The organism is Streptomyces sparsogenes subsp. cuspidosporus (genome assembly GCF_039532705.1).
In the GTDB taxonomy this organism is placed as follows: Bacteria; Actinomycetota; Actinomycetes; order Streptomycetales; family Streptomycetaceae; genus Streptomyces; species Streptomyces sparsogenes.
Window position 1 is genome coordinate 60,813 of record NZ_BAAASD010000034.1, and the last position, 25,287, is coordinate 86,099.

The window sequence follows — 25,287 nt, forward strand, 5'->3', positions numbered from 1 at the left end:
CGTGACCGTCACTGAACTGGTGTCGTACGAGGACGCCCTCGCCGCCTACGACCCCGTGATGGGGCTCGAGGTCCACGTCGAGCTCGGCACCAAGACCAAGATGTTCTGCGGCTGCTCCACGGCGCTGGGCGCCGAGGCCAACGCCCAGACCTGTCCCACCTGCCTCGGCCTGCCCGGCTCGCTGCCGGTCGTCAACGCGACCGGCGTCGAGTCCGCCATCAAGATCGGCCTCGCGCTGAACTGCGAGATCGCCGAGTGGTGCCGCTTCGCCCGGAAGAACTACTTCTATCCGGACATGCCGAAGAACTTCCAGACCTCGCAGTACGACGAGCCGATCGCCTTCAACGGCTATCTGGACGTCGAGATCGACGGCGGCGAGGTCTTCCGGGTCGAGATCGAGCGCGCCCACATGGAGGAGGACACCGGCAAGTCCACCCACGTGGGCGGCGCGACCGGCCGTATCCACGGCGCCTCGCACTCGCTCCTCGACTACAACCGGGCCGGCATCCCGCTCATCGAGATCGTCACCAAGCCGATCGTCGGGGCCGGGGAGCGCGCCCCGGAGGTCGCCAAGGCGTACGTCGCCGAGCTGCGCGAGCTCATCAAGGCGCTCGGGGTCTCCGAGGCGCGCATGGAGATGGGCCAGATGCGCTGCGACGTGAACCTGTCGCTGCGGCCGCAGGGCGCCGACAAGTTCGGCACCCGCTCCGAGACGAAGAACGTCAACTCGCTGCGCTCCGTCGAGCGCGCGGCCCGCTTCGAGATCCAGCGCCAGGCCGCCGTGCTCAGCGGCGGCGGCACGGTCATCCAGGAGACCCGCCACTTCCACGAGGAGGACGGCTCCACGACCCCCGGCCGGGTCAAGGAGGAGGCGGAGGACTACCGCTACTTCCCCGAGCCGGACCTGGTGCCGGTCGCCCCCTCCCGCGAGTGGGTGGAGAAGCTGCGGGCCGGGCTGCCGGAGCTGCCCCGGGTGCGCCGCAACCGGCTGCGCGAGGAGTGGGGCATCTCCGCCCACGAGATGCGGTCCGTCCTCAACGCGGGCGCGATCGACCTGATCACCGCCACGATCGACGCGGGCGCTGACGCCGCCTCGGCGCGCAAGTGGTGGATGGGCGAGCTGGCCCGCCGGGCCAACGAGGACGGCGTCGAGCTCGCGGCGCAGCCGATCACCCCGGCCCAGGTCGCGCGCGTGTGCGCCCTGGTCGCGGAGGGCTCGCTCAACGACAAGCTGGCGCGCCAGGTCATCGAGGGTGTGCTGGCGGGCGAGGGCGACCCGGACGCGGTCGTCGCGGCCCGCGGCCTGAAGGTCGTCTCGGACGAGGGCGCGCTCGGCGCCGCCGTCGACGAGGCCATCGCGGGCAACGCGGCCATCGCCGACAAGATCCGCGGCGGCAAGGTCGCGGCGGCGGGCGCGCTGGTGGGCGCGGTCATGAAGGCCACCCGCGGCCAGGCCGACGCGGCGCGCGTGCGCGAGCTGATCCTGGAGAGGCTCGGCGTCCAGGGCTGAGCGGTTTCACGGTGACGCGGGCGGGGGGGTGCCAGGCGCACCCCGCCGCCCGCTGATGACTTTGTGGTGAGTATGGGACAGCGACACGCCGACGCCACAGCGTGTCGCTGTCCCATACTCACCACAACTCAGGCTGTGGGCGGCTACAGCAGCTCCGGCGCGAGGTCCGGGGCCGGCATGCCGGGGTCGAGGGGGAACAGTGGGCGTTCGAGGCGGCGGTGGCCGAGCCGGGGGAGGTCCTGGTCGACGGCGCCCGGGGTGCGGGCCAGGCGCCAGTCGGCGGCCAGCTCCCGCAGCTCCGGTTCCGGGCGGCCGGTCTTGACGACGAGCAGGTCGTAGCCGCGCGGGTCCAGGCCGCCGAGGTCCGCGCGGGTGCGGACCGGCTCGCGGCGGCCGGCCAGGACCGCGGTCACCCCGCCGCGGCGTACGACGGCCAGGTCGCCACCGGCCGCGTCGCCCGGGTGGAGGGCCACGACCTCGCCGGTGAACTCGTACGGTTCGAACGGGGCGTATTCCGTGCCGGACCCCGCGCCCCCCTCGCCGTACGCCCCGCCGACCGACACCCTTACCGTCGCGCCGACGCCCGCCGCGAAGCACCGCGCGACCGTCGCCGGGGCGGTGATGCCGGGGAGCAGGGCGGTGGCGCGGCCGGTGGCCAGGGCCTCATGGGCGAGCAGCCGTCCCAGCATGTACGGGAGGTCGCCCGCGCCGCCGGCCGCCGGGTCGTCGCCGGAGTCGCCGATGAGGAACGGGCGGGCGGGGGAGGCCAGGGCCGCCTCGACGCACGCGTCGGCGTCCGCGGCGGGGCCGGGGGAGACGAGGTCGCGGCGCAGATCCCAGTACTCCTTGGCCAGCGAGCGGGCCTCCTCGACGGCGAGGACGGGGTCGTCGCCGGTGACCACCACGGCCGCCTTGCAGCGCGGCTCATCGGCCCAGGGGAAGCCGGCCCACACCGCCGCGTCCACGATGCCGTCCAGCTCCTCGATCGAGGCCGGCCGCCCGTACAGCGACCTGGCGGCCTCCAGCCGGGGGCCGGCCGGCTCGCCAGGCGGTACGGGCGGTAGGGGCGGTACGGGCAGCGAGGGCAGCAGCACCGGCACCTGCACCCAGGCCAGGTGCGGGCGTCCCTTGCCCGCCAGCAGGCGTTGGACGAGCTTGCGGGCGGCGCGCTCGAGGGTCGCGCCGGCGTCCTGGCGCGGGGCGAGGCGGTGCGCGGTGACCAGGTCGAGCCGGCCGGCGAGGCGGCGCGAGACATTGCCGTACGGGTCCATGGCGGCGGAGATCAGCGCGCGCGGGCCGAGGACCTCTCGCACGGCGTCGGTCAGATCGGCCTCGGCGTCGTCCAGGCCGACCACGCTCATCGCGCCGTGGATGTCGAGGACCAGGCCGTCGAGGGGGCCGGCCTGCCGGACCCGGTCGAGCAGCTCGGCCTTGAGCCGGCGGTACGCCTCCGGCTCGACGGGCCCGCCCGGCGGGGCCTCGGCGTGGAGCAGCGGCACCCACTCCACCGGGCCGCCGAGCGCGCCGTCCGGCCGCGCCCAGGGGTAGCGGGCCCGCAGCGCGGCGCCGCGGGTGACGCGGAAGTCGTCGTACCCGGTGCGGTGGAGGGTGAAGGTGCTGGACCGGACGGAGACGCCGCCGACGCCGACGCGCGGCCGGCGGGCGGCGGGGGAGGGCGTGCTCATGCGGTCGCGGAGTCCTTTCCGTCCACGCGGGACACCGACTCTAAGCGAACGGTGAACGGACGCCGGGGAGCGAGTCGCCCGCGCCACGCCGAGTCACGCGTGTGGTGAAGCCCACAAAAGGGACAAAGGATCTCTTCGGGCTGTCAGAGTGCAGGAGAAGTTCGCCGCCGGTCCAGTCGCAGCGCGGCGGCCCTTCACATGTTCAATCAGTGCGTTCGCCGCCACGGTCCCCGGCAGGCCGCCCCCGGGTCCCGCGAGTTCGGCGCGATACCCGGAAAGCAGACCATGGCCGGACTCGCCCGGTGGTGCCTCAGGCGCCGCTTCGCCGTCATCGCGCTGTGGCTGGCCGCCTTCGCGGGCGTATCCGTCGCGGCCGCGGTCACGGGGTCCGCGTACTCGCACGACTACGGCATCCCGGGCACCGACTCGGCGCGGGTCTCCGCGCTGATGGAACGGGAGTTCCCGCAGCGGGCCGGGGACAGCGACACCATCGTCTGGCAGACGGCGCCAGGCGCGGGCACGGTGCGCGCGGTGGACGTCCGGCAGCGCATGACGGCGGCGCTGGAGCGGGTCGGGGAACTGCCCGGCGTCGTCTCCGTCACCGGGCCGTACCAGCCCGACGGGACGGCGCCCGGCGAGACGGCGATGGACACCAGCCGGATCAGCGCCGACGGGCACACCGCCTACGCCACCGTCGTCTTCGACAAACCCGCCTCCGAACTCGGCGCGGCCCAGGTGCGCGAGGTGGTCCGCACCGCCCGCGCCGCGGCGGCCGACGGGCTGCGGGTGGAGATGGGCGGCGCGGGCATCGGCGCGGCGCAGGGGACCGGCTCCGCCCACCTCAGCGAGGCCATCGGAGTCGCGGCGGCCGCCGTCGTCCTCCTCCTCGCCTTCGGCTCGCTCGCGGCCGCGCTCCTGCCCATCGCCACCGCGGTGGTCGGCGTGGGCACCGCCTACGCGGGCGTCGGGCTGCTCGGCCACGCCATGACCGTCGCCGACTTCGCGCCCATGCTCGGCACGCTGATCGGGCTCGGCGTCGGCATCGACTACGCGCTGTTCATCGTCACCCGGCACCGCCAGGGGCTCCTGGCGGGGCTGCCGGTCGAGGAGGCCGCCCGGCGCGCGGTGGCCACCTCGGGGCGCGCGGTGATCTTCGCCGGGGCGACCGTCTGCGTGGCGCTGCTGGGCATGCTGGTGTTGCGTCTGGACTTCCTGAACGGGGTGGCGGTCGCCTCCGCGCTCACCGTCCTGCTCACCGTCGCCGCCTCGATCACCCTGCTGCCCGCGCTGCTCGGGCTGATCGGCACCCGGGCCCTGAGCCGGCGCCAGCGGCGCCGGCGGGCGGCGCGCGGGCCGCGGCGCAGGGCGCCCCGCGGGTTCGCCGTCCGCTGGTCCGCCCTGGTCGAGCGGCGCCCCAAGCTGCTCGGCGCGCTCGCCGCCGTGCTGATGCTGGTCCTCGCGCTGCCCACGCTCTCGCTCCGTCTCGGCACCTCCGACCAGGGCAACGACCCCGCCTCCGCCACCACCCGGCGCGCCTACGACCTGCTCGCCGACGGCTTCGGGCCCGGCTTCAACGGCCCGCTGACGCTCGTCGGCCGCATCGACGGCGCCGCCGACCGGCTCGCCTTCGGCAAGCTCCCCGAGACCCTGCGCGGCACCGAGGGAGTCGCCTCGGTGAGCCGGGCCGAGCCGAGCACCAGCGGCGACACGGCCGTGATCACGGTCGTGCCCACGACCGCCCCCCAGTCGCGGGCCACCTCCGACCTGGTGGCCCGGCTGCGCCACCAGGTGCTGCCCAAGGCCGCGGAGTCCACCTCGCTTCAGGTGTACGTCGGCGGGCTGACCGCGGGCTACGACGACTTCGCGACGGTGATCGTCGGAAAGCTGCCGCTGTTCGTGGGGGTGGTGGTGGGCCTCGGCGGCGTCCTGCTGCTGCTCGCCTTCCGCAGCATCGGCATCCCGGTCAAGGCGGCGGTCATGAACGTGGCCGCCGTCGCCGCGTCGTTCGGCGTCGTCGTCGCCGTCTTCCAGTGGGGCTGGGGGAGCGAGCCGCTGAACCTCGGCCGGGCCGGGCCGATCGAGCCCTTCCTGCCGGTGATCATGATCGCGGTGCTCTTCGGTCTCTCCATGGACTACCAGGTCTTCCTGGTCAGCCGGATGTACGAGGAGTGGCGGCAGACCCGCGACAACCGGGTCGCGGTGCGGGTCGGCCTCGCCGAGACCAGCCGGGTCATCAACTCCGCCGCCGTCATCATGATCGCCGTCTTCTCGGCCTTCGTGCTCAGCGGCGACCGGATCATCGCCATGTTCGGCATCGGCCTGGCCGCCGCCGTCGCCCTGGACGCCTTCGTCCTCCGTACGCTGCTGGTGCCCGCCCTCATGCACCTGCTGGGCGGCGCCAACTGGTGGCTGCCGCGCCGGCTGGACCGCCTGCTGCCGAGGATCAGCATCGAGGCGCCGTGGCCCGCCGGCTCTCCCCCTGAGCCGTCACCAGTACCTCTCCCGCGGCCGTCCGGTAGTACAACACCGACCGCCCGGCACGCCGCCGCCGCACCAGGTGGGCATCGAGAAGGACCTTGAGATGGCGGCCCACCGAGCCCAGGCCCTGGCCGGTCAGCGCGACCAGCTGGGTCGTGCTCTTCGGGGTGTCGAGCAGCACCAGCACCCCCGCCCGGGCCGGGCCGAGCAGCCGCCCCAGGGACTCGGGCACCGACGGCCGGCCCGCCTCGGCCAGCGCGCCCGAGCAGGCGTACACCACGGCGTACCGGTGCGGGGCGTCCCAGGAGACCCACCCCGCGCTCGGGGTGACCGGGACGAACAGCAGCCGCGCCCCCGAGATCTCCTGAGGCGGATAGTCGTGCGCGTTGATCTGGAGCCGGCTCTCCCCGAGCCACCGCATCCCCGGCCGCATGGCGTCCAGCACCGAGGCCCAGCCGCCCTGGCTCAGCTGCGCGGTGCGCGCCACGACGTCCGCCTCGATGATCCGCCGCCGCCGTTGCCAGGTCGGCAGCACCGTCTCGGACCACACCCACTCCAGGAGGTCGGCGGTGCGCTCGGCCACGTCGGAGCGGCGCAGCGGGCCGGGGAGCGGGCCGCGCAGCGATACGGTCAGGTCGGCCCGGGCCCGCTCGGGCGGGGTCGCGCGGACGCGGGCCAGCTCCTCCGCGAAGCCCGGCTCGCCCTCGCCGGTGGGGGTGGGGGTGAGGAAGTCCGCGAGCCAGCGGTGCCCCACAGCGGCCCCTATGGTCAGCGCGGTGAGCGGGTCGCGGGCCAGCCGGTCCCGGTAGGCGGGCAGATGGGCGTCGAGCCAGGCGCGCTCGCCCGGGTGCCCGGCCACGCCCCGCTGCAGGGCGAGCAGACACGCGGTGGCCTCGGCCAGCGGTGAGACGACGAACCGGCTCCCGGCGAGAGTGTCCGCGTTGACCAGCCACCAGCCCATCGTTTCGCCTCCGCGCGAAACTGTAACGCCCCCGGGCGGGGGCCGCCGAGACTCCCGGCCATGCGCACGTACCGAGAACTCTTCGCCGCGCCCGAGTTCACGCCCTTCTTCCTCACCGGCACCCTCCAGGTGGCCGCCCAGGCGGTGAGCGGGCTGGCCCTCGGCACCCTGGTCTACGCGGCGACCGGCTCACCGCTGCTGTCCGCCCTCAGCATGTTCGGCCCCAGCCTGGCCCAGGTGGTCGGCGCGACGGTGCTGCTGTCGGCCGCCGACCGGGTGCCGCCGCGCGCCGCGATGTGTGCCCTGGCGCTGTTCTCCGCGCTGGGCACCGCCGTCCAGGCCGTCCCCGGGCTGCCGGTGCCGGCCGTCTTCGCCGTCCTCCTGGTCCTCGGGGCGACCGCCTCGCTGGGCGGCGGGGTGCGCTACGGACTGCTCAACGAGATCGTGGCGCGGGACGGATACCTGCTCGGCCGCTCCGTCCTCAACATGTCCGCGGGCGCCACCCAGATCTGCGGCTACGCGATGGGCGGCCTGCTGGTGACCGCCCTGTCGCCGCGCGGCACGCTGCTCACCGCCGCCGCCCTCCACCTCGCCGCCGCGGCCGTCGCCCGCCTGGGCCTGCGCCGGCGGCCACCGCGCGCCGCCGGACGGCCGTCGGTCGCCGAGACCTGGCGCGGCAACGCCCGGCTCTGGTCGTCCGCGCCGCGCCGGTACGTCTACCTGGCGCTGTGGGTGCCCAACGGGCTGATCGTCGGCTGCGAGTCCCTCTTCGTCCCCTACGCGCCCGGCCACGCCGGGCTGCTGCTGGCCTGCGCCGCCCTGGGGATGCTCGTCGGCGACACCCTGGCGGGCCGGTTCCTGCCGCCCTGGTGGCGAGAGCGGCTCGGCGCCCCGCTGCGCCTGCTGCTCGCCGCCCCGTACCTGGTCTTCGCCGTGCAGCCGGCGCTGCCGCTCGCGGTGGCCGCGGTCGGCCTCGCCTCGGTCGGCTTCTCCGCCGGTCTGCTGCTCCAGGAGCGGCTGATGGCCCTGACCCCCGACGAACTGAGCGGGCACGCGCTGGGGCTGCACTCCTCGGGGCTGCTCACCATGCAGGGCGTCGGCGCCGCCCTCGCGGGCGCCGTCGCCCAGCGCACCTCGCCGGCGACCGCGATGGCCGTCATGGCGGCGGCCTCGGTCGCGGTCACCCTGGCGCTGGCCCCCGGGCTGCGACCGGAGAAGCCCAGCCCTGAGGTACCGGGCCCCGGGGGCGGCAGGCCGAAGGCCGGGGGTCTAAGTCCCACCGGCCGCCCTAAGGCCCCCGCGGAAGGCGGGGCTCAGGAGGTCTAAGGCCCCCGCACCAGCGGAGATCGGGCACTCGCCCGATGCGCGGCACCCCCCTTGCGGACGAAGGTTGAGGGCGTTGAAAGACACGTCACCCACAGCTCTCTGAAGGAGAAGACGATGTTCCACTACGAACTGCACAAGGTCCGCGAGGCGGAGGCGCTGCGTGAGGCCGCCGAGTACCGGCTGGCCCGCCGGGCCCGGCGCACGGGCGCCGACCGATCCCTCGGCGAGGAACCAGGAAGGCGGGTGAAGACCGTGGACCGGCGGGACGGCGGCCGCCGTTCGCCGCGGGCGTTCGGCACCGCCGCCTGACCTCCGGACCGTGCCGTGCCGCCCCTGCCGAGCACCGCCCCCGGCCGCCGGGTCACCCCGGCGCCCGGCCGTCCCGTCGCCGCGGCACCCGTCCGTGCCCTCGCCCCGGTCCACGGCGCCCCCCGAGCCCGTATCGGGCTGTCGGACCCTTGTGCGATGCTCGACGACGTGCACCACATGTCTGTCAGCCCGGTGTTCGTCGGCCGCGCCGAGGAACTGGCCACTCTCACCGACGCGCTCGCCCGCGCCACCGCGGGCGAGCCGCAGGTGCTGCTCGTCGGAGGGGAGGCGGGAGTCGGCAAGAGCCGGCTGGTGGACGAGTTCCTGACCCGGGCCACCGCCGCCGGGGCCGCCGCCGCCGTCGGCGGCTGCGTCGAGATCGGGGTCGACGGCCTGCCGTTCGCCCCCGTGTCCACCGTGCTGCGCTCGCTGCGCCGCAAGCTGGGGGACGAACTGGACCGGGCCGTCGCCGGACAGGAGGGCGAGCTGGCCCGGCTGCTGCCCGAACTGGGCGAGACTGCCCGCGAATCGCGGGAGGAGGACAGCCGCGCCCGGCTCTTCGAGCTCACCGTCCGGCTGCTGGAGCGGCTGGCCACCGACCGCACCCTGGTCGTCGTCATCGAGGACCTCCACTGGGCCGACCGCTCCACCCGCGAGCTGCTCGGCTATCTCTTCCGCTCCCTGATCAGCTCCCGGCTGCTGGTCGTCGTCACCTACCGCTCCGACGACATCCACCGCCGCCACCCGCTGCGCCCCTTCCTCGCCGAGATCGACCGCATGCGGGCGGTGCGCCGCGTCGAGCTGCGCCGCTTCAACCGCTCCGAGGTCCGCGCCCAGATCGCGGGGATCTACGGCGCCCGGCCGGAGCGGGCGCTGGTCGACCGGATCTTCGAGCGCAGCGACGGAAACGCCTTCTTCGTCGAGGAGATCGCCCGCAGCATCAGCGAGGGCTGCGCCACGGGGCTCAGCGAATCGCTGCGCGACCTGCTGCTGGTGCGGGTCGAGGCGCTGCCCGAGGAGGCCCAGCGGGTGGTCCGCATCCTGGCCGAGGGCGGCTCCACCGTGGAGTACGAACTGCTGCGCGCGGTCGCCCGGCTCGGCGAGGACGATCTCATCGAGGCGCTGCGCGCCGCCGTCGGCGCCAACATCCTGCGGCCCACGGGCGACGACAGCGGCTACCGCTTCCGCCACGCCCTGGTCCGCGAGGCCGTGATGGACGATCTGCTGCCCGGCGAGCGCTCCCGCATCAGCCGGCGCTACGCCGAGGTGCTGGAGGCCGACCCCACGCTGGTGCGGGCCGACGAGCGCGCCGCCCGCCTCGCCAGCTACTGGTACCACGCGCACGACCCGGCCAAGGCCCTGCCCGCCGTGCTGCGGGCCGCCGTCGAGGCCCGTCGGCGGTACGCCCACGCCGAGCAGCTGCGGCTGCTGGAGCGCGCCATGGAGCTGTGGGAGGACGCCCCCCAGGAGATCCGCGAGGTGCAGCGGCCCCTCGACTACGCCGAGGCCTATCCCGCGTGCGCCCGCGAGGACGGCGCGCTGCGCCATCTGGACCTGCTGGCCGAGGTGGTGGTGGCCGCCTACCGGTCGGGTCAGCGGGAGCGGGCGCTGGCCGTCGCCCGGCGGGCGCTGCGCACGCTGGACGAGAGCGAGGACCCGCTGCAGGCCGCGTGGTTCTGGACCCAGCAGTCCAAGCTCATCAGCTCTCTGGGGCGGGGCGACGGCTGGGCCGAGCTCAGCCGGGCCCAGGAGCTGGTGCGCGGCCTGCCGCCGTCCGCCGTGCACGCGGACGTGCTGGCGCAGGCGGCCGGCTGGAACATGGTCCGCCGGCCGGGCCCGGAGGGGTTCGCCGTCGCCGAGCGGGCGGTGGAGCTGGCCCGGCTGGTCGGCGCCCACAGCACCGAGCTGCACGCCCGGCTGACGCTGGGCTACTTCATGGCCGAGTCCGGGGACGTCGAGGCCGGCCTCGCCCAGATGCGGGAGGTCTGCGAGGCCGCGATCGAGATGGGCGACGTCAGCATCGTGGGGCGCTGCTTCGTCAATCTGACCTCCGGGCTCGAGGGGCTCGGCCGGTCCGCCGAGGCGGTGGAGGTCGCCGAGAAGGGCGTCCGGATGCTGGACCACTTCGGCCTGACCGACTCCCTGGCGTGGGTGTTCGGCAACATGGCCGAGTCGCTGCTGTCGCTGGGCCGCTGGGCCGAGGCGGAGGAGGCCGCGGCCTCCACCCGGCGCCTGGCGATCGGCAACAAGGCGCATCGCCTGGCGGTGAACCGGTTGGCCAGGCTGGCGCTGAGCCGGGGCGACTGGGACACCGCGGAGCGCGAGCTGGCGGAGGCCCGCGAACAGCAGCACCTCATCGGCGAGCCGCAGTTCACCATCCCCTTCGCCCACCACTGCCTGGACCTCGCGGCGGCCCGCGGCCGGATCCTGGAGGTCCGCTCGCTTCTCGGCCAGGTCCTGGAGGACGGCTTCCGGGCCGGGATGCATCGCTACACCTGGCCGCTGCTGGTGGCCGCCACCGCGGCCGAGGCGGACGCCCGCGGCCTGCCCGCGGCCGAGCCGGGCCGCGCCGAGGCCCTGGCCCGGATCCGGGCGGCGGCCAAGCGGGTGGCGCAGCCGGTGCCGGTGTGGCAGGCCTACGGCCGGCTGCTGGACGCCGAACTGGCCCGCGCCGAGGGGCGCGACGACGCCGAGCGCTGGGCGGCCGCGGTGGCCGCCCTGGAGCGGCTGGACCGCCCGCACCCCCTGGCCGGGGCCCGCTTCCGCTGGGCGGAGGCGCTGCTGGACTCCGGCGCGCCCCGGGAGCGGGTCGCGGAGCCGCTCGCGGCGGCGCACACCACGGCGGTCCGGCTGGGGGCGCGCCCGCTGCGCGAGGGGATCGAGTTGCTGGCCCGCCGCGCCCGGCTGCCCCTGCCATCCGGCCCGGACGCCACCACCACCGCCCCGCTCGCCGCCCTCCCCGCGACCCGCTCGCCGGAGCCCGCCGCCGAGCCCGCCGACCCGGCCGCGGCCCTCGGGCTCACCCCCCGGGAGCGCGATGTGCTGCGGCTGGTGGCCCTGGGGCGCAGCAACCGTCAGATCGCCGAGGAGCTGTTCATCTCGCCGAAGACGGCGAGTGTGCACGTGTCCAACATCCTGGCGAAGCTGGAGGTGTCGGGCCGTGGCGAGGCGGCGGCGGTGGCGCACCGGCTGCGGCTGGTGGACGGCCTGGTGGACGAGGCGATGGCGCGCTGAGCCGGCTCCGGGGCGAGCCGGCCCCGCGCCGGCGGGACGATGCCCGGCCCGGCGGGGCGGTGTCTTCGACCGTGGCGAGGTTCAGGCCTGGCGGGAAGCTGTGACTCAGGCCTGAGGGAGGCTGGGGCTCAGGCCTGGCGGGGGCGGACGACCACCCGGCCCGAGTCCAGGTCGATCGGCCCCCGCCACGGGTTGTCGCCGTCGCCCACGTCGTCCACGGTCAACTCCAGCCGGTTGCGCTCTTCCTCGGTGTTCCGCCGACCCGGCGAGAACAGTTCCTCGATGATGTTGAACACGGCGACCCCCAAGGGCGAGCGACTCCCGCCAGTCTAGGCGCTGCCCCGCCGATCTCCCCTGGCCGGTCAGGAGATCCTCCCCTCCGGAAGCTTCCCTCTCTGGAGTTCCCCGCCCGTCAGGAGATCTTGAGCCGCAGGATCCGGTCGTCCTCCTTTCCCGGCTTTCCCCGCCCGTCCGTATTGCTCGTCGTCACCCACAGCCCGCCGTCGTCCGTGGCCACCACCGACCGCAGCCGCCCGTACTTCCCGACGAGGAACGACTGCGGCTTCCCCGCCGCCCGGGTGCCGGCCAGGGGGATGCGCCACAGCCGCTCCCCGCGCAGCGCGGCCATCCAGATCGAGCCCTTGGCGTACGCGATGCCGCTGGGCGAGGCCTCCTTGGGCTTCCACTGCTCGACCGGGTCGACGAACCCCTTCTCGCCGGCCTTGCCCTCCGCCTCGGGCCAGCCGTAGTTCTTGCCGGGCCGGATGAGATTGAGCTCGTCCCAGGTGTCCTGTCCGAACTCCGAGGCCCACAGCCGCTTGTCGATGTCCCAGGCCAGGCCCTGCACATTGCGGTGGCCATGGGAATAGACCACGGAGTCCGCTTCGGGATTGCCGTGGGCGGGCTCGCCCTCCGGGGTCATCCGCAGGATCTTGCCGCCGAGCGAGTCCTGGTCCTGGGCGAGCCCGCGCTCGCCGCTGTCGCCCGTGCCCACGTAGAGCATCTTGTCCGGGCCGAAGGCGATCCGCCCGCCGTCGTGAAGCGCGCCCTTGGGGATGCCCTTGAAGATGGTGTCCGGGGCGCCGAGCTGGGAGCCGGCGGGGCGCTTGTCGTCATAGGACATGCGGGCGATGCGGTTGTCCGAGGCGGTGGTGAAGTACGCGTACACCATCGGGTTGGCCCCGTAGTCGGGGGAGACGGCCAGGCCCAGCAGCCCGCCCTCGCCGCCGGGGGAGACGCCCGGGACGGAGCCGACCTCCGTCTTCTTCCCGCTCTCCGCATCCACCTCGAAGATCTTGCCGGTGTCCCGGGAGGAGACCAGCAGGTTTCCGTCGGGCAGGGGGGCCAGCCCCCACGGCGAGTCCAGCTTGGTGGTGAGCGTGCGCACCACCTTCGCCGTGCCCTTGCTGGGGGCGGCCGGGGCCGAGGGAGAGGGGGAGGGCTTGCCCGAGGACGAGGGATCCCGGCCGGGCCCGGTCTTCGCCGGGCCGGAGGTGCTGGGGCGGCGGCCGAAGGAGGGGGCGGTCGCGCCGTCATCGGACGAGCAGCCCGCCACGAGCAGCAACGCGGCAGCGGAAGCGAGCACAGGGGTCACACCAGGACGTCGCACCTTCGGTTCCTCTCCGTGGGCACATGTGCCTCGGCACGGCACTGTTTCTTATACACCGCTGCTCCGCCACCGGTTCCCGTGACCAGTTCCCGCCACCGGTCCCCGCCACCGGCCCCCGCCACCGGTCCCCGTCACCGGTTCTCCGTCGCCGGTTCCGCCACCGGAGCCCGAACCTAGTCCCATGACCCCTGGGCCGGCGGCAGCGCCGCTATCTCCGCGAAGTCCTCGTCCGTCAGCCGCAGTTCGGCCGCCGCGCAGTTCTCCACCGCCCACCGCGCCCGCTTGGTCCCCGGCACCGGGACCACGTGCCGCCCCTGCCCCAGCAGCCACGCCAGCGCCACCTGCGCCGCCGTGACCGAGTCCCCGTGCCGCCGCGCCACCCGGCGCAGCCCGGCCACGATCGGCTGGTTCGCCGCCATCATCTCGGCCGTGAAGCGCGGGTGCCGGGCCCGTACGTCGTCCGGCTCGAAGCCCTGACCCGGCGTCAGGGTCCCGCTCAAAAAGCCGTTTCCCAGCGGCATCGCGGCCAGGAAGCCGACCCCGCGCGAGGCGCACCACGGCACCAGCGCCTCCAGCGCCTCGGGCGACCACACCGAGAGCTCCGCCTGCACACAGCTGACCGGGAAGACCTGCTGCACCCGCTCCAGCTGCCGCACGGTGGCGTCGTGCATCCCCGCCCCGGCCCGCCGCTGTGCCCGTGCCCCCAGCGCGCACAGCCCCAGCGCCCGTACTTTCCCGGCCGCGACCAGCTCCGCCATCGCGCCCCAGGTCTCCTCTATCGGCACCTCCGGGTCGGCCCGGTGCAGCTGGTAGAGGTCGATGACGTCGGTCCGCAGCCGCCGCAGCGAGGCGTCGCAGGCCCGCTTCACATAGCTGGGGTGGCCGTTGGCCACGATGTGGGTCTCGCCCACCAGCAGCCCGCACTTGGTGGACACGAAGGCGTCCTCGCGCCGCTCCTTGAGCACCCGCCCCACCAGCCGTTCGTTGATGAACGGCCCGTACATGTCGGCGGTGTCCAGCAGGCTCGCGCCCGCGTCGAGCGCGGCGTGCACGGCGCGCAGCGAGCCCTCGCCGCTGCGCTGGGAAGCGGTGTACGCCCAGCTCATGGGCATGCATCCGAGGCCTATCGCGCCCACCTCGAGCGTCGCCGCTCCGATTCTCCTGCGCTCCACCTGGCCTGACCCCTCCCGTTTCTCGCACCAAACTAACGTCTGAGTCCGGGTGCTGATCGCATAGCCTCCAGGCATGAGCGCAGATCACAGCGACACCCCCGAGATCCCCGAGCACCCGCGCCCCCTCGCGTGGCTGCCGTTTCCGGCGGACGAGATCGGCGGGCTCCCCGACGGCCTGGAGTACGCCCACTGGGACGGCGAGTCCGACTACCCCACGGACCCCGCCCGCTGCGCGTTCTACTGCCTGCCGTACATGAAGAACAAAGAGGGGGTGCGGCCCCTGCCCGCCATGAGGAACCTGCGCGTGGTGCAGACCCTCACCGCCGGCATAGACCATGTGCAGCCCCACCTCGCGGAGCTGCCGTCCGGGGTGCGGCTGTGCAACGCGCGCGGGGTGCACGACGCGAGCACCGCCGAGCTGGCCCTGACCCTCGTCCTCGCCTCGCTGCGCGGCATCCCCGACTTCGTGCGCGCCCAGGACGCCGGGCGGTGGAGCCAGGGCTTCCGCCCCGCGCTCGCCGACCGGACCGTGCTGATCGTCGGCTACGGGTCCATCGGCGGCGCGATCGAGGACCGGCTCGTGCCGTTCGAGTGCGAGCGGGTACTGCGCGTCGCGCGCTCCCCGCGCACGACCGAGCGCGGTCCGGTGCACCCGATCGACGACTTGCCCCGACTGCTTCCGGAAGCCGACGTGGTGGTGCTCGTCACCCCGCTCACCCCTGCCACCCGGGGCCTGGCCGGGGCGGACTTCCTGGCCCGGATGAAGGACGGCGCGCTGCTGGTGAACGTGGCGCGCGGTCCGGTGGTGGACACCAAGGCGCTCCTCGCCGAGCTGGAATCGGGCCGGCTGCGGGCCGCGCTGGATGTGACCGACCCCGAACCGCTGCCCGCCGGGCATCCGCTGTGGCACGCTCCAGGAGTGCTCATCACCCCGCACGTGGGGGGTCCGTCGTCGGCCTTCCTGCCCCGTGCGAAGCGGCTGCTGCGCGACCAGCTGCGCCGCTTCGCGGCCGGTGAACCGCTCAGTCATATCGTCACAACGACCGGATGAAATGCCCGTGGCACCACATACAGACACGGTATGACTGCACTCCGTATATACAACGCCGTTGTCGGTTACGGTGTGTAGATGACCTATGTCCCTGAGTGACCAGTCTGGTGTATCGTCCCGAGCGGGGGCTGCGCCACTGACCGAACGGCGTCAGCGATGGACCGGAACTCAAGGGGGGCGACGGGCGATGCATGGCCAATGGACCCACGACCCGACGCGGCTCAGGCGTCGACTGCTAGCTTCCCGCGCCCTCGCGCGGCGCTCGAGGGCCGTCCGGTGAGCGCCACCGGAGCGGTGCTCGCCAGGCCGTCGGTCTCCGGCGGCCGGGCGGGGCTGCTGCCCCAGGTCGTCCTCGCCCTGGTCTGCGGGGGGTACGCGGCGGGCGCGGCGCTCGGCTGGGGATCGCCCGAACTGGCCTTGTGCATGGGTGACTTCGGGCTCAGCGCCGCCGCTCTGACCGCCACCGTCTCCTGCCTGTGGCACGGCCGCACGCGCTCCGGGCGGCTGCGCCCCGCCTGGCTGCTGTTCGCGGCCTCCTCCTTCATGGCGGCGCTCGGCAACGGCGTATGGGGCTGGTACGAGGTGGTGCTCGGCCGCCCGGTGCCCAGCCCCTCGGCCGCCGACTTCTGTTTCCTGCTCTTCGCCCCGCCCGCCATCGTCGGGATGCTGGTGCTCGCCAAGCGCCCGGCCACCCGCGCCGGCTGGATCTGTCTGGCGCTGGACGCCTGGCTGATGGCCGGATCGCTGCTGACCCTCTCGTGGAGCCTGGCGCTCGCCCACACCGGCCCGTTCGGCGGGGGCGGCGAGCCCGTGGCGCGCAGGGCCTTCTCGCTCGCCTACCCGCTGCTGGACATCGTGCTGATCAGCATGGTCGTCGCGGTGCACTTCCGGCGGTCCTCGGCCAACCGCTCCGCGATCAACACCGCGATCGCCGCCTTCGCGCTGACCGTGCTGTGCGACGCGCTGTTCACCTCGCCCCTGCTGCGCGAGGGCTACCGCTCCGGACAGATCCTTGACGCCGGGTGGTTCGCGGGCTCCATACTGCTCGCGTACGCCCCCTGGGTGGCCCGGCGCGAGGCCGCCCAGGCCCCGCCGGCCGCGCTCCGCCGCCCCGCCCAGCCCAGCCGGACCAGCGCGGGCTCGCTCGCCGCCCTCGCGCCGTACCTCGCCGCCGCCGTCTGCACCCTGGGGATCCTCTACAACGTGATGGACGGCCGACCGATCGACGGGGTGATGCTCTTCACCGCCTGCGCGGTCGTGCTGGCCCTGGTCGTCCGGCAGGCCATCATGCTGCTCGACAACATCGCCCTCACCCAGGAGCTGGCGGAGAAGGAGAACCACTTCCGCTCCCTGGTGCAGAGCTCCAGCGACGTCATCATGATCGCCGCGCCCACCGGCATACTGCGCTACGTCAGCCCGGCCGCCTCCGGGGTCTACGGCCGCGACGCGGACGAGCTGGTCGGCTCCGAGCTGGCCTCCCTCATCCACCCCGAGGACCTGGGCTCGGTCGTCCACGAGGTGCGGCGCTTCCTCGCCGCCTCGCCGGGGGAGGAGCCCACCACCCGCATCGAGTGCCGCTTCCGCTCCGGCTCCGGCGACTGGCTCAACGTCGAGTCGACGATCAACCGCCACCAGGGCGGCCTCATCTTCAACAGCCGGGACGTCACCGAGCGGGTGCGGCTCCAGGCCCAGCTCCAGCACAACGCCGAGCACGACCCGCTCACCGACCTGCCCAACCGCTCCTTGTTCACCAAGCGGGTCGGCCACGCCCTCGGCGGGCGGCGCCGCACCGACGCGGGCACCGCGGTGCTCTACATCGACCTCGACGGGTTCAAGGCCGTCAACGACACCGTCGGCCACCAGGCGGGCGACGAACTGCTGGTCCAGGCCGCCCGCCGGCTTCAGGAGTCCGTGCGCTCCGGGTCCGGGGACTGCGCGGCCCGCCTCGGGGGCGACGAGTTCGCCGCGCTGATCATCGGCGACGGGGACGGCGACCAGGACGCCGCCGCCCGCGAGTGCCGCATCCTGGAGATCGCCGACCGGCTGCGCCTCAGGCTCTCCCAGCCGTACCAGGTCGTGGGCGGCACCGAGGTGCGGGTGGCCGCCAGCATCGGCGTCGCCTTCGCCGAGCCGGGTGTCAGCCCCGGGGCCCTGATGCGCAACGCGGACCTGGCGATGTACCGCGCCAAGTCCGCGGGCAAGAACCGGGTCGAGCTGTACGCGCCGCAGATGCAGGCCGACGTGGCGCGGCGCGCCGAGTTCGCCTCCCGGCTGCGGACCGCCCTCCACGACGGCGAGTTCGTCCTGCTGCACCAGCCCGTCGTGGAGCTCGCCGGCGGCCGGATCACCGCCGTCGCGGCCCAGCCCCGCTGGCGCTCGGCGCAGGGCATCCTGTTCACCCCGGCGGAGTTCCTGCGGGTCGCCGACAGCGGGCGCGGCGGCGGCGAGGACGCGGCCCGCACCGCCGAGCTGGCCCGCTGGACGCTGGAGACGGCCGTCGAGCAGGCCGCCGAGCGCCGCCGCGACGGATTCCCGGTCCCGGTGTGCGTGCGGCTCCCCGCCGGCCGCCTCGTGGACAAGTCGATGCCGCCCAAGAGCGTCGAGACCCTGCTGGTCCGCCACGGCCTGCCCTCCGGCGCGCTGATCCTGGAGCTCACCGACAGCGACCCCCGGGTGCCGCTGGACGAACTGGAGCACCGCCTGAGCGCGCTGCGGCGCCTCGGCGTGCGCATCGCCCTCGACGGCTTCGGCAGCGGGTACGCCGCCATCCGGGCGCTGCGCAGGCTCCCCATCGACATGCTCAAGCTCGACCGGGGGCTCGTGGAGGGCGTCGTCGAGTCCTCCCGGCTGCACAAAATCACCTCGGGACTGCTGCGGATCGCCGGCGACCTGGGCATGCAGTCCCTCGCGGAAGGGGTCGACCTGCCCGAGCAGATCGCCGCCCTGCGGGCCATGGGGTGCACCCACGCCCTGGGGACGGCCTTCTCCGGTCCGCTCGACGAGCACCGGCTGCGCCGCGCCCTGAACCGCGGCTCGTACCCCGTGCCGCGCTCGGACAGCCCGGTCCTGGTCGGCGGGGCGCTGCCGGCCCGGCACCTCGGCCACATCCCGGCACATGCCTCGGCGCACGGCCCGGGCCATGGCGCGGCTCACAGCGCAGCCCACGGCGGGGGGCACGGGCCGCGACGGGCGGAGTCTCACACCCACCCGGCCTCCCGCTCAAATACTGAGACGCCCGTCCCACCCACTTGACACCCGGTGCGCGCCGGGGGGAGGGTCGGAGCCATGCGCACCCGAATTCTCGTACTTGGAAAGCGCGTCGGCTGAGCAGGGCCCCATACCAGCCCTGCGGACCCCACCGGCGCGCTCCCCTCGCTTGCCTCACGGCACGAGGGGTTTTTTGTTGCACCGACACAAGTCGTACCGCTCTCCCACTCCCCGCACAGACCCTCATCCGAGAAGAGAATGCCGATGACCGAGCAGGCCACCGGGGCCCACCATCCCCAGCCGCGGCCCCGTAACGGCGGTTCCCAGCCCGCCCCCGTCGAGCACGTCACGGGCGCGCAGTCCCTCATCCGCTCGCTCGAGGAGGTCGGCGCCGACACCGTCTTCGGCATCCCCGGCGGCGCCATCCTGCCGGCGTACGACCCGATGATGGACTCCTCCAAGGTCCGGCACGTGCTCGTCCGCCACGAGCAGGGCGCGGGCCACGCCGCCACCGGCTACGCCCAGGCCACCGGCAAGGTCGGCGTCTGCATGGCGACCTCGGGCCCCGGCGCCACCAACCTGGTCACCCCGATCGCCGACGCGCACATGGACTCCGTGCCCATCGTCGCGATCACCGGTCAGGTCGCCTCCAAGGCCATCGGCACGGACGCCTTCCAGGAGGCGGACATCTGCGGCATCACCATGCCGATCACCAAGCACAACTTCCTGGTCACCCGAGCCGAGGACATCCCCAGGACGATCGCCGAGGCGTTCCACATCGCCTCCACCGGCCGCCCCGGCCCGGTCCTGGTCGACATCGCCAAGGACGCCCTCCAGGCGCAGACCACCTTCTCCTGGCCGCCGCAGACCGACCTGCCCGGCTACCGCCCGGTCACCAAGCCGCACGCCAAGCAGATCCGCGAGGCCGCCCGCCTGATCACCCAGGCCGAGCGCCCGGTGCTGTACGTGGGCGGCGGCGTCCTCAAGGCCCACGCCACCGCCGAGCTGAAGGTGCTGGCCGAGCTGACCGGCGCGCCCGTCACCACCACGCTGATGGCGCTGGGCGCCTTCCCCGACACCCACCGCCAGCACCTGGGCATGCCCGGCATGCACGGCACCGTCGCCGCCGTCACCGCCCTGCAGAAGGCCGATCTGATCGTCGCCCTCGGCGCGCGCTTCGACGACCGGGTCACCGGCAAGCTGGACTCCTTCGCCCCGCACGCCAAGGTGGTCCACGCCGACATCGACCCGGCCGAGATCGGCAAGAACCGCACGGCCGACGTGCCGATCGTCGGCGACGCCCGCGAGGTGATCGCGGACCTGGTCGTCGCGGTCCAGGCCGAGCACGACGCCGGCCACGTCGGCGACTACTCCGGCTGGTGGGAGGACCTGGACCGGTGGCGGGAGACCTACCCGCTGGGCTACGAGCAGCCGCAGGACGGCAGCCTGTCCCCGCAGCAGGTCATCCAGCGGATCGGGCAGCTCGCGCCGGAGGACACGATCTTCGCCGCGGGCGTCGGCCAGCACCAGATGTGGGCCGCCCACTTCATCGACTACGAGAAGCCGGCCACCTGGCTGAACTCCGGCGGCGCCGGCACCATGGGCTACGCGGTCCCGGCCGCGATGGGCGCCAAGGCCGGCACCCCGGGCCGTACGGTCTGGGCGATCGACGGTGACGGCTGCTTCCAGATGACCAACCAGGAGCTGGTCACCTGCGCGCTGAACAACATCCCGATCAAGGTCGCGATCATCAACAACGGCGCGCTGGGCATGGTCCGCCAGTGGCAGACGCTGTTCTACAACCAGCGCTACTCCAACACCGTGCTGCACTCGGGACCGGACGCCCCCGCCCCGACCAGCGCCGGCACCCGCGTCCCCGACTTCGTCAAGCTCGCCGAGGCCATGGGCTGCATCGGCATCCGCTGCGAGGACCCGGCCGACCTGGACGCCGTGATCGAGAAGGCCAACGCGATCAACGACCGGCCGGTGGTCGTGGACTTCATCGTCCACGAGGACGCCATGGTCTGGCCGATGGTCGCCGCCGGCACCTCCAACGACGAGATCCAGGCGGCGCGCGGCGTCCGCCCGGACTTCGGCGACGGCGAAGACGACTGAGGCCGGGACAGCAGAGAGAAGAGAGACTTCACGCCCATGTCCACCAAGCACACGCTCTCCGTCCTGGTCGAGAACACCCCCGGCATCCTGGCCCGGATCGCCGCGCTGTTCTCCCGCCGCGGCTTCAACATCGACTCGCTCGCGGTCGGGGTCACCGAGCACCCCGACATCTCCCGGATCACCATCGTGGTGAATGTCGAGGAGCTGCCGCTGGAGCAGGTCACCAAGCAGCTCAACAAGCTCGTCAACGTCCTGAAGATCGTCGAGCTGGAGGACAGCCAGGCGATCCAGCGGGAACTCGTCCTGGTGAAGGTCCGCGCCGACAACGAGACCCGCTCCCAGATCGTCGAGATCGTCCAGCTGTTCCGCGCCAAGACCGTGGACGTCTCCCCGGAGGCCGTGACCATCGAGGCCACCGGCAGCAGCGACAAGCTCGAAGCCATGCTCAAGATGCTGGAACCGTACGGCATCAAGGAGCTGGTCCAGTCCGGCACCATCGCCATAGGGCGCGGCGCCCGCTCCATCACCGACCGGAGCCTGCGCGCGCTCGACCGGACCGCCTGACCAGCGGCACCGGGTGCCGGGCGGCCGATCACGGCAGGCCTGGGGCCCGTATGGCGAGACCCCGAAACCTTCCGTCGCCCGCCCGTCATACGGTGGGACGCACAACCCGAAAAAGCTAGGAGAACCCCGAAGTGGCCGAGCTGTTCTACGACGACGACGCCGACCTGTCCATCATCCAGGGCCGCAAGGTCGCGGTCCTCGGCTACGGCAGCCAGGGCCACGCCCACGCGCTGTCGCTGCGCGACTCGGGCGTCGACGTCCGGGTCGGCCTGCACGAGGGATCCAAGTCCAAGGCCAAGGCCGAGGAGGAGGGGCTGCGCGTGGTCACCCCGGCCGAGGCGGCCGCCGAGGCCGACGTGATCATGATCCTGGTCCCGGACCCGATCCAGGCCCAGGTCTACGAGGAGTCGGTGAAGGCCAACCTGAAGGACGGCGACGCGCTGTTCTTCGGCCACGGCTTCAACATCCGGTTCGGCTTCATCCAGCCCCCGGCCGGCGTGGACGTCTGCATGGTCGCCCCCAAGGGCCCGGGCCACCTGGTCCGCCGCCAGTACGAGGAGGGCCGCGGCGTGCCGTGCATCGCGGCCGTCGAGCAGGACGCCAGCGGCAACGCCTTCGCGCTCGCCCTCTCGTACGCCAAGGGCATCGGCGGCACCCGCGCCGGCGTCATCAAGACCACCTTCACCGAGGAGACCGAGACCGACCTCTTCGGCGAGCAGGCGGTGCTGTGCGGTGGCACCTCCGCGCTGGTCAAGGCCGGGTTCGAGACCCTGGTCGAGGCCGGCTACCAGCCGGAGATCGCGTACTTCGAGTGCCTCCACGAGCTGAAGCTGATCGTGGACCTGATGTACGAGGGCGGCCTGGAGAAGATGCGCTGGTCGATCTCCGAGACCGCCGAGTGGGGCGACTACGTCACCGGCCCGCGGATCATCACCGACCAGACGAAGGCCGAGATGAAGAAGGTCCTCGCCGAGATCCAGGACGGCAGCTTCGCCAAGAACTGGATGGACGAGTACCACGCGGGCCTGCCGAAGTACAACGAGTACAAGAAGGCGGACGCCGACCACCTGCTGGAGACCACGGGCAAGGAGCTGCGGAAGCTCATGAGCTGGGTCGACGACGAGGCGTGAGCCCTTGTGGCCTCGGGTGTGACGGGGAGCCTCGTCACACCCCGGGCCGTTACGGACCGGCCCCCGGGCCCGCACCTCGGGGGGCCCGGTCCGCGTCTTGTCCATCATGCAAGACCACGTGCGGGTGATCCTGCCGCTATGGCGCAAAACGCCTACCGGACGCCACTACACTGCAGGGAACAAGCGCGTCAGGGCTCACAGCGTCGTGCGTCTTTCACGCGGCTGCCCCCCTTCACGCCTGCGGCCGTCGGGACGGCCGTCCGCATAGGACTAGTGAGGACTGAAGACCACGTGAGCACTGCCTCCACGGGTAAACCCGTCGTACTCATCGCCGAAGAGCTCTCTCCCGCCACGGTGGACGCCCTGGGCCCGGACTTCGAGATCCGCAGCTGCAACGGCGCGGACCGGGCCGAGCTGCTGCCCGCCATCGCCGACGTGGACGCGATCCTGGTGCGCAGCGCGACCAAGGTCGACGCGGAGGCCATCGCCGCGGCGAAGAAGCTGAAGGTGGTCGCCCGCGCCGGCGTCGGCCTGGACAACGTGGACGTCTCCGCCGCCACCAAGGCCGGCGTCATGGTCGTCAACGCCCCCACGTCCAACATCGTCACCGCCGCCGAGCTGGCCTGCGGCCTGCTGGTCGCCACGGCCCGCAACATCCCGCAGGCGAACGCGGCGCTGAAGAACGGCGAGTGGAAGCGCAGCAAGTACACGGGCGTGGAGCTGAGCGAGAAGACCCTCGGCGTCGTCGGCCTCGGCCGCATCGGCGTGCTGGTCGCCCAGCGGATGTCCGCCTTCGGCATGAAGATCGTCGCGTACGACCCCTATGTGCAGCCGGCGCGCGCCGCCCAGATGGGTGTCAAGCTGCTGTCGCTGGACGAGCTGCTCGAGGTCTCCGACTTCATCACGGTCCACCTCCCCAAGACCCCCGAGACCGTCGGCCTGATCGGCGACGAGGCGCTGCGCAAGGTCAAGCCCGAGGTCCGGATCGTCAACGCCGCGCGCGGCGGGATCGTCGACGAGGTGGCGCTGGCGGCGGCCCTCAAGGAGGGCCGGGTCGCGGCGGCCGGTCTGGACGTCTTCTCCAAGGAGCCGTGCACGGACTCCCCGCTCTTCGAGTTCGACAACGTGGTTGTCACCCCGCACCTGGGCGCCTCCACCGGCGAGGCCCAGGAGAAGGCGGGCATCGCGGTGGCCCGCTCGGTGCGCCTCGCCCTGGCCGGCGAGCTGGTCCCGGACGCGGTGAACGTGCAGGGCGGGGTCATCGCCGAGGATGTGCGCCCCGGGCTGCCGCTGGCCGAGAAGCTCGGCCGGATCTTCACCGCCCTCGCGGGCGAGGTCGCGGTCCGGCTGGACGTCGAGGTGTACGGCGAGATCACCCAGCACGACGTCAAGGTGCTCGAACTCTCCGCGCTCAAGGGCGTGTTCGAGGACATCGTCGACGAGACCGTGTCGTATGTGAACGCCCCGCTGTTCGCGCAGGAGCGCGGTGTCGAGGTGCGCCTGACGACCAGCTCGGAGTCCTCGGAGCACCGCAATGTGGTGACCGTGCGCGGCACCCTCTCCGGCGGCGACGAGGTCTCGATCTCCGGCACCCTGGCCGGCCCCAAGCACCAGCAGAAGATCGTCGCGGTCGGCGAGTACGACGTGGACCTGGCGCTCGCCGACCACATGGCCTTCCTGCGCTACACCGACCGCCCGGGTGTGGTCGGCACGCTGGGCCGCATCCTGGGCGAGGCGGGGATCAACATCGCCGGCATGCAGGTCTCGCGTTCGGCGGCGGGCGGTGCGGCGCTGGTCGCGCTGACCGTGGACGACACCATTCCGCAGCCGGTCCTCACCGAGATCGCCGAGGAGATCGGCGCCACCTCGGCCCGCTCGGTCAACCTGGTGGACTGAGCCCCGCAGGGTCCCACGAGGCCCGGCCCCCGCTTCGGCGGGGGCCGGGCCTCGTCGCGTTTCCGGGCGTCTTCCGGGGCTCGGGCCGGGGTGTGGCGCGACGCGCCGGGGCCTTTTTCATCACGTGTTGAATATCGCGGGTCCGGTGGCTACGCTGAAACAGCTAAGTGGAGAAAAACTCTCCACCTAGCTCGTCCATGTGTCGTGCGCGTGTGCCGCTCCGTGCTGCTGCCGCGCGCTGCTCGCGGGAGGCCCGCCGTGTCCACCACCCCTCGTTCCGAGCCGGCCGACGCCCTCGGTGCCCCCGCCGACCGGCCCCGGCCGCCCCGGATGCGGGCCGACGCCCGCCGCAACCGCGAGCAGATCCTGCGCGCCGCCCGCGCCGTCTTCGCCGACCAGGGGCCGGACGCCCCCCTCGACGAGATCGCCCGCCGGGCCGGCGTCGGCATCGCGACGCTCTACCGGCGGTTCCCCGAGCGCGCCGACCTGATCCGGGCCGTGGCGATCGATGTCTTCACCGCCCTGGTCGAGGCCGCCCGCGAGGCGACCGGCGGCGGCCGCGATCCGCTGGACGCGCTGCGCCGCTTCATGCACGCGGCCCTCGACCTCAAGATCGGCTCGGTGATGCCCACCCTCGTCGGCCGCGTCACGATCGACGAGATCCTGGAGGCCGTCCGCCGGGACGCCGCCGACCCCGTGGAGGAGCTGCTCCGGCGGGCCCATGAGGCCGGCCTGATCCGGCCCGACATCGTCTTCGGCGACATCACCATGATGATCGTCCGGCTGTCCCGTCCGCTGCCCGGCGGCGGCATCCCGGACGACGAGGCCCTCGCGCACCGCCAACTGGACGTATACGTCGACGGCCTGCGCCCCGCCGGCAGCGCGCGGCCCAACACCCGGCTGCCCGGCCCGGCGCTGGACGCCGCCGCGTTCAAGCGCTTCAGAGGGCGGGTGATGGGCGGCGGGTCCGGCTGACCCGTCCGGCCGCTTCCGGAGCGATCCCGCGCCCGGCGAAACCCGCCGGGGGAACACCTCACCAA

General features: G+C 73.5%; 16 protein-coding genes and 1 pseudogene. 12 read left to right on the top strand and 5 right to left on the bottom strand.

Annotation, left to right across the window (positions count from 1 at the left end; all coding sequences use genetic code 11):
- The first annotated feature begins 1 nt into the window (after nucleotide 1).
- The gene (gene gatB / locus ABFY07_RS30805) at nucleotides 2-1,510 is read left to right on the top strand and encodes an Asp-tRNA(Asn)/Glu-tRNA(Gln) amidotransferase subunit GatB (protein ID WP_346177637.1); all 1,509 of its coding nucleotides are present in this window, start codon (nucleotides 2-4) and stop codon (nucleotides 1,508-1,510) included.
- Nucleotides 1,511-1,653: 143 nt separating this feature from the next.
- On the opposite strand, the gene ABFY07_RS30810 is transcribed toward gatB, so the two are convergent.
- On the bottom strand, nucleotides 1,654-3,195 hold the full coding sequence (locus tag ABFY07_RS30810) for a M81 family metallopeptidase (RefSeq protein ID WP_346177638.1): 1,542 nt from the start codon (nucleotides 3,193-3,195) through the stop codon (nucleotides 1,654-1,656).
- A gap of 285 nt (nucleotides 3,196-3,480) precedes the next feature.
- Here ABFY07_RS30810 and ABFY07_RS30815 point away from each other — a divergent pair, with 285 nt between their 5' ends.
- Nucleotides 3,481-5,775: an MMPL family transporter gene (locus tag ABFY07_RS30815; protein ID WP_346177639.1), complete on the top strand. Its 2,295-nt coding sequence runs from the start codon at nucleotides 3,481-3,483 to the stop codon at nucleotides 5,773-5,775.
- Here the strand turns inward: ABFY07_RS30815 and ABFY07_RS30820 are convergent.
- Nucleotides 5,663-6,634: pseudogene (locus tag ABFY07_RS30820) on the bottom strand (ArsR/SmtB family transcription factor); the annotation flags it as partial. The gene ABFY07_RS30815 and the pseudogene ABFY07_RS30820 sit on opposite strands and share 113 nt — an antisense overlap.
- A 60-nt stretch (nucleotides 6,635-6,694) precedes the next feature.
- Between ABFY07_RS30820 and ABFY07_RS30825 the strand changes: the two are divergent.
- From ABFY07_RS30825 to ABFY07_RS30835, 3 genes are all read left to right on the top strand, one after another.
- Nucleotides 6,695-7,960: an MFS transporter gene (locus ABFY07_RS30825; protein ID WP_346177640.1), complete on the top strand. Its 1,266-nt coding sequence runs from the start codon at nucleotides 6,695-6,697 to the stop codon at nucleotides 7,958-7,960.
- A gap of 114 nt (nucleotides 7,961-8,074) precedes the next feature.
- A complete protein-coding gene (locus ABFY07_RS30830; protein ID WP_346177641.1) occupies nucleotides 8,075-8,269 on the top strand; it encodes a hypothetical protein in 195 nt (64 codons plus the stop codon).
- A gap of 156 nt (nucleotides 8,270-8,425) precedes the next feature.
- Nucleotides 8,426-11,503 carry a helix-turn-helix transcriptional regulator gene (locus ABFY07_RS30835; protein WP_346177642.1) on the top strand — a complete coding sequence of 1,026 codons (3,078 nt, stop codon included), beginning with the start codon at nucleotides 8,426-8,428 and terminating at the stop codon, nucleotides 11,501-11,503.
- 128 nt (nucleotides 11,504-11,631) lie between these two features.
- On the opposite strand, the gene ABFY07_RS30840 is transcribed toward ABFY07_RS30835, so the two are convergent.
- From ABFY07_RS30840 to ABFY07_RS30850, 3 genes are all read right to left on the bottom strand, one after another.
- Nucleotides 11,632-11,811 carry a DUF6191 domain-containing protein gene (locus ABFY07_RS30840; protein ID WP_065965006.1) on the bottom strand — a complete coding sequence of 60 codons (180 nt, stop codon included), beginning with the start codon at nucleotides 11,809-11,811 and terminating at the stop codon, nucleotides 11,632-11,634.
- A 104-nt stretch (nucleotides 11,812-11,915) separates the two neighbouring features.
- Nucleotides 11,916-13,097, bottom strand: a complete 1,182-nt coding sequence (locus ABFY07_RS30845; protein WP_346177643.1) for a PQQ-dependent sugar dehydrogenase — start codon at nucleotides 13,095-13,097, stop codon at nucleotides 11,916-11,918.
- A 188-nt stretch (nucleotides 13,098-13,285) separates the two neighbouring features.
- Nucleotides 13,286-14,284: an aldo/keto reductase gene (locus ABFY07_RS30850; RefSeq protein ID WP_076970727.1), complete on the bottom strand. Its 999-nt coding sequence runs from the start codon at nucleotides 14,282-14,284 to the stop codon at nucleotides 13,286-13,288.
- 73 nt (nucleotides 14,285-14,357) lie between these two features.
- Between ABFY07_RS30850 and ABFY07_RS30855 the strand changes: the two genes are divergently transcribed.
- The 7 genes from ABFY07_RS30855 to ABFY07_RS30885 all read left to right on the top strand — a co-directional run bounded on the left by ABFY07_RS30855 (nucleotide 14,358) and on the right by ABFY07_RS30885 (nucleotide 25,222).
- Nucleotides 14,358-15,335: a 2-hydroxyacid dehydrogenase gene (locus ABFY07_RS30855; RefSeq protein ID WP_346177644.1), complete on the top strand. Its 978-nt coding sequence runs from the start codon at nucleotides 14,358-14,360 to the stop codon at nucleotides 15,333-15,335.
- A gap of 276 nt (nucleotides 15,336-15,611) precedes the next feature.
- Nucleotides 15,612-18,587, top strand: a complete 2,976-nt coding sequence (locus ABFY07_RS30860) for a putative bifunctional diguanylate cyclase/phosphodiesterase (RefSeq protein WP_346177645.1) — start codon at nucleotides 15,612-15,614, stop codon at nucleotides 18,585-18,587.
- Between the two features lie 213 nt (nucleotides 18,588-18,800).
- Nucleotides 18,801-20,657 (top strand): acetolactate synthase large subunit, encoded by a 1,857-nt coding sequence (locus tag ABFY07_RS30865; RefSeq protein ID WP_346177646.1) that lies wholly within the window; start codon nucleotides 18,801-18,803, stop codon nucleotides 20,655-20,657.
- A 36-nt stretch (nucleotides 20,658-20,693) separates the two neighbouring features.
- The gene (gene ilvN / locus ABFY07_RS30870) at nucleotides 20,694-21,221 is read left to right on the top strand and encodes an acetolactate synthase small subunit (protein ID WP_065965017.1); all 528 of its coding nucleotides are present in this window, start codon (nucleotides 20,694-20,696) and stop codon (nucleotides 21,219-21,221) included.
- Nucleotides 21,222-21,352: 131 nt separating this feature from the next.
- Nucleotides 21,353-22,351: a ketol-acid reductoisomerase gene (ilvC, locus tag ABFY07_RS30875; protein WP_065965018.1), complete on the top strand. Its 999-nt coding sequence runs from the start codon at nucleotides 21,353-21,355 to the stop codon at nucleotides 22,349-22,351.
- A 291-nt stretch (nucleotides 22,352-22,642) separates the two neighbouring features.
- Nucleotides 22,643-24,247 (top strand): phosphoglycerate dehydrogenase, encoded by a 1,605-nt coding sequence (gene serA, locus ABFY07_RS30880; protein ID WP_346177647.1) that lies wholly within the window; start codon nucleotides 22,643-22,645, stop codon nucleotides 24,245-24,247.
- Nucleotides 24,248-24,505: 258 nt separating this feature from the next.
- Nucleotides 24,506-25,222 (top strand): TetR/AcrR family transcriptional regulator, encoded by a 717-nt coding sequence (locus tag ABFY07_RS30885; protein WP_346177648.1) that lies wholly within the window; start codon nucleotides 24,506-24,508, stop codon nucleotides 25,220-25,222.
- The last annotated feature ends 65 nt before the right edge of the window (nucleotides 25,223-25,287 follow it).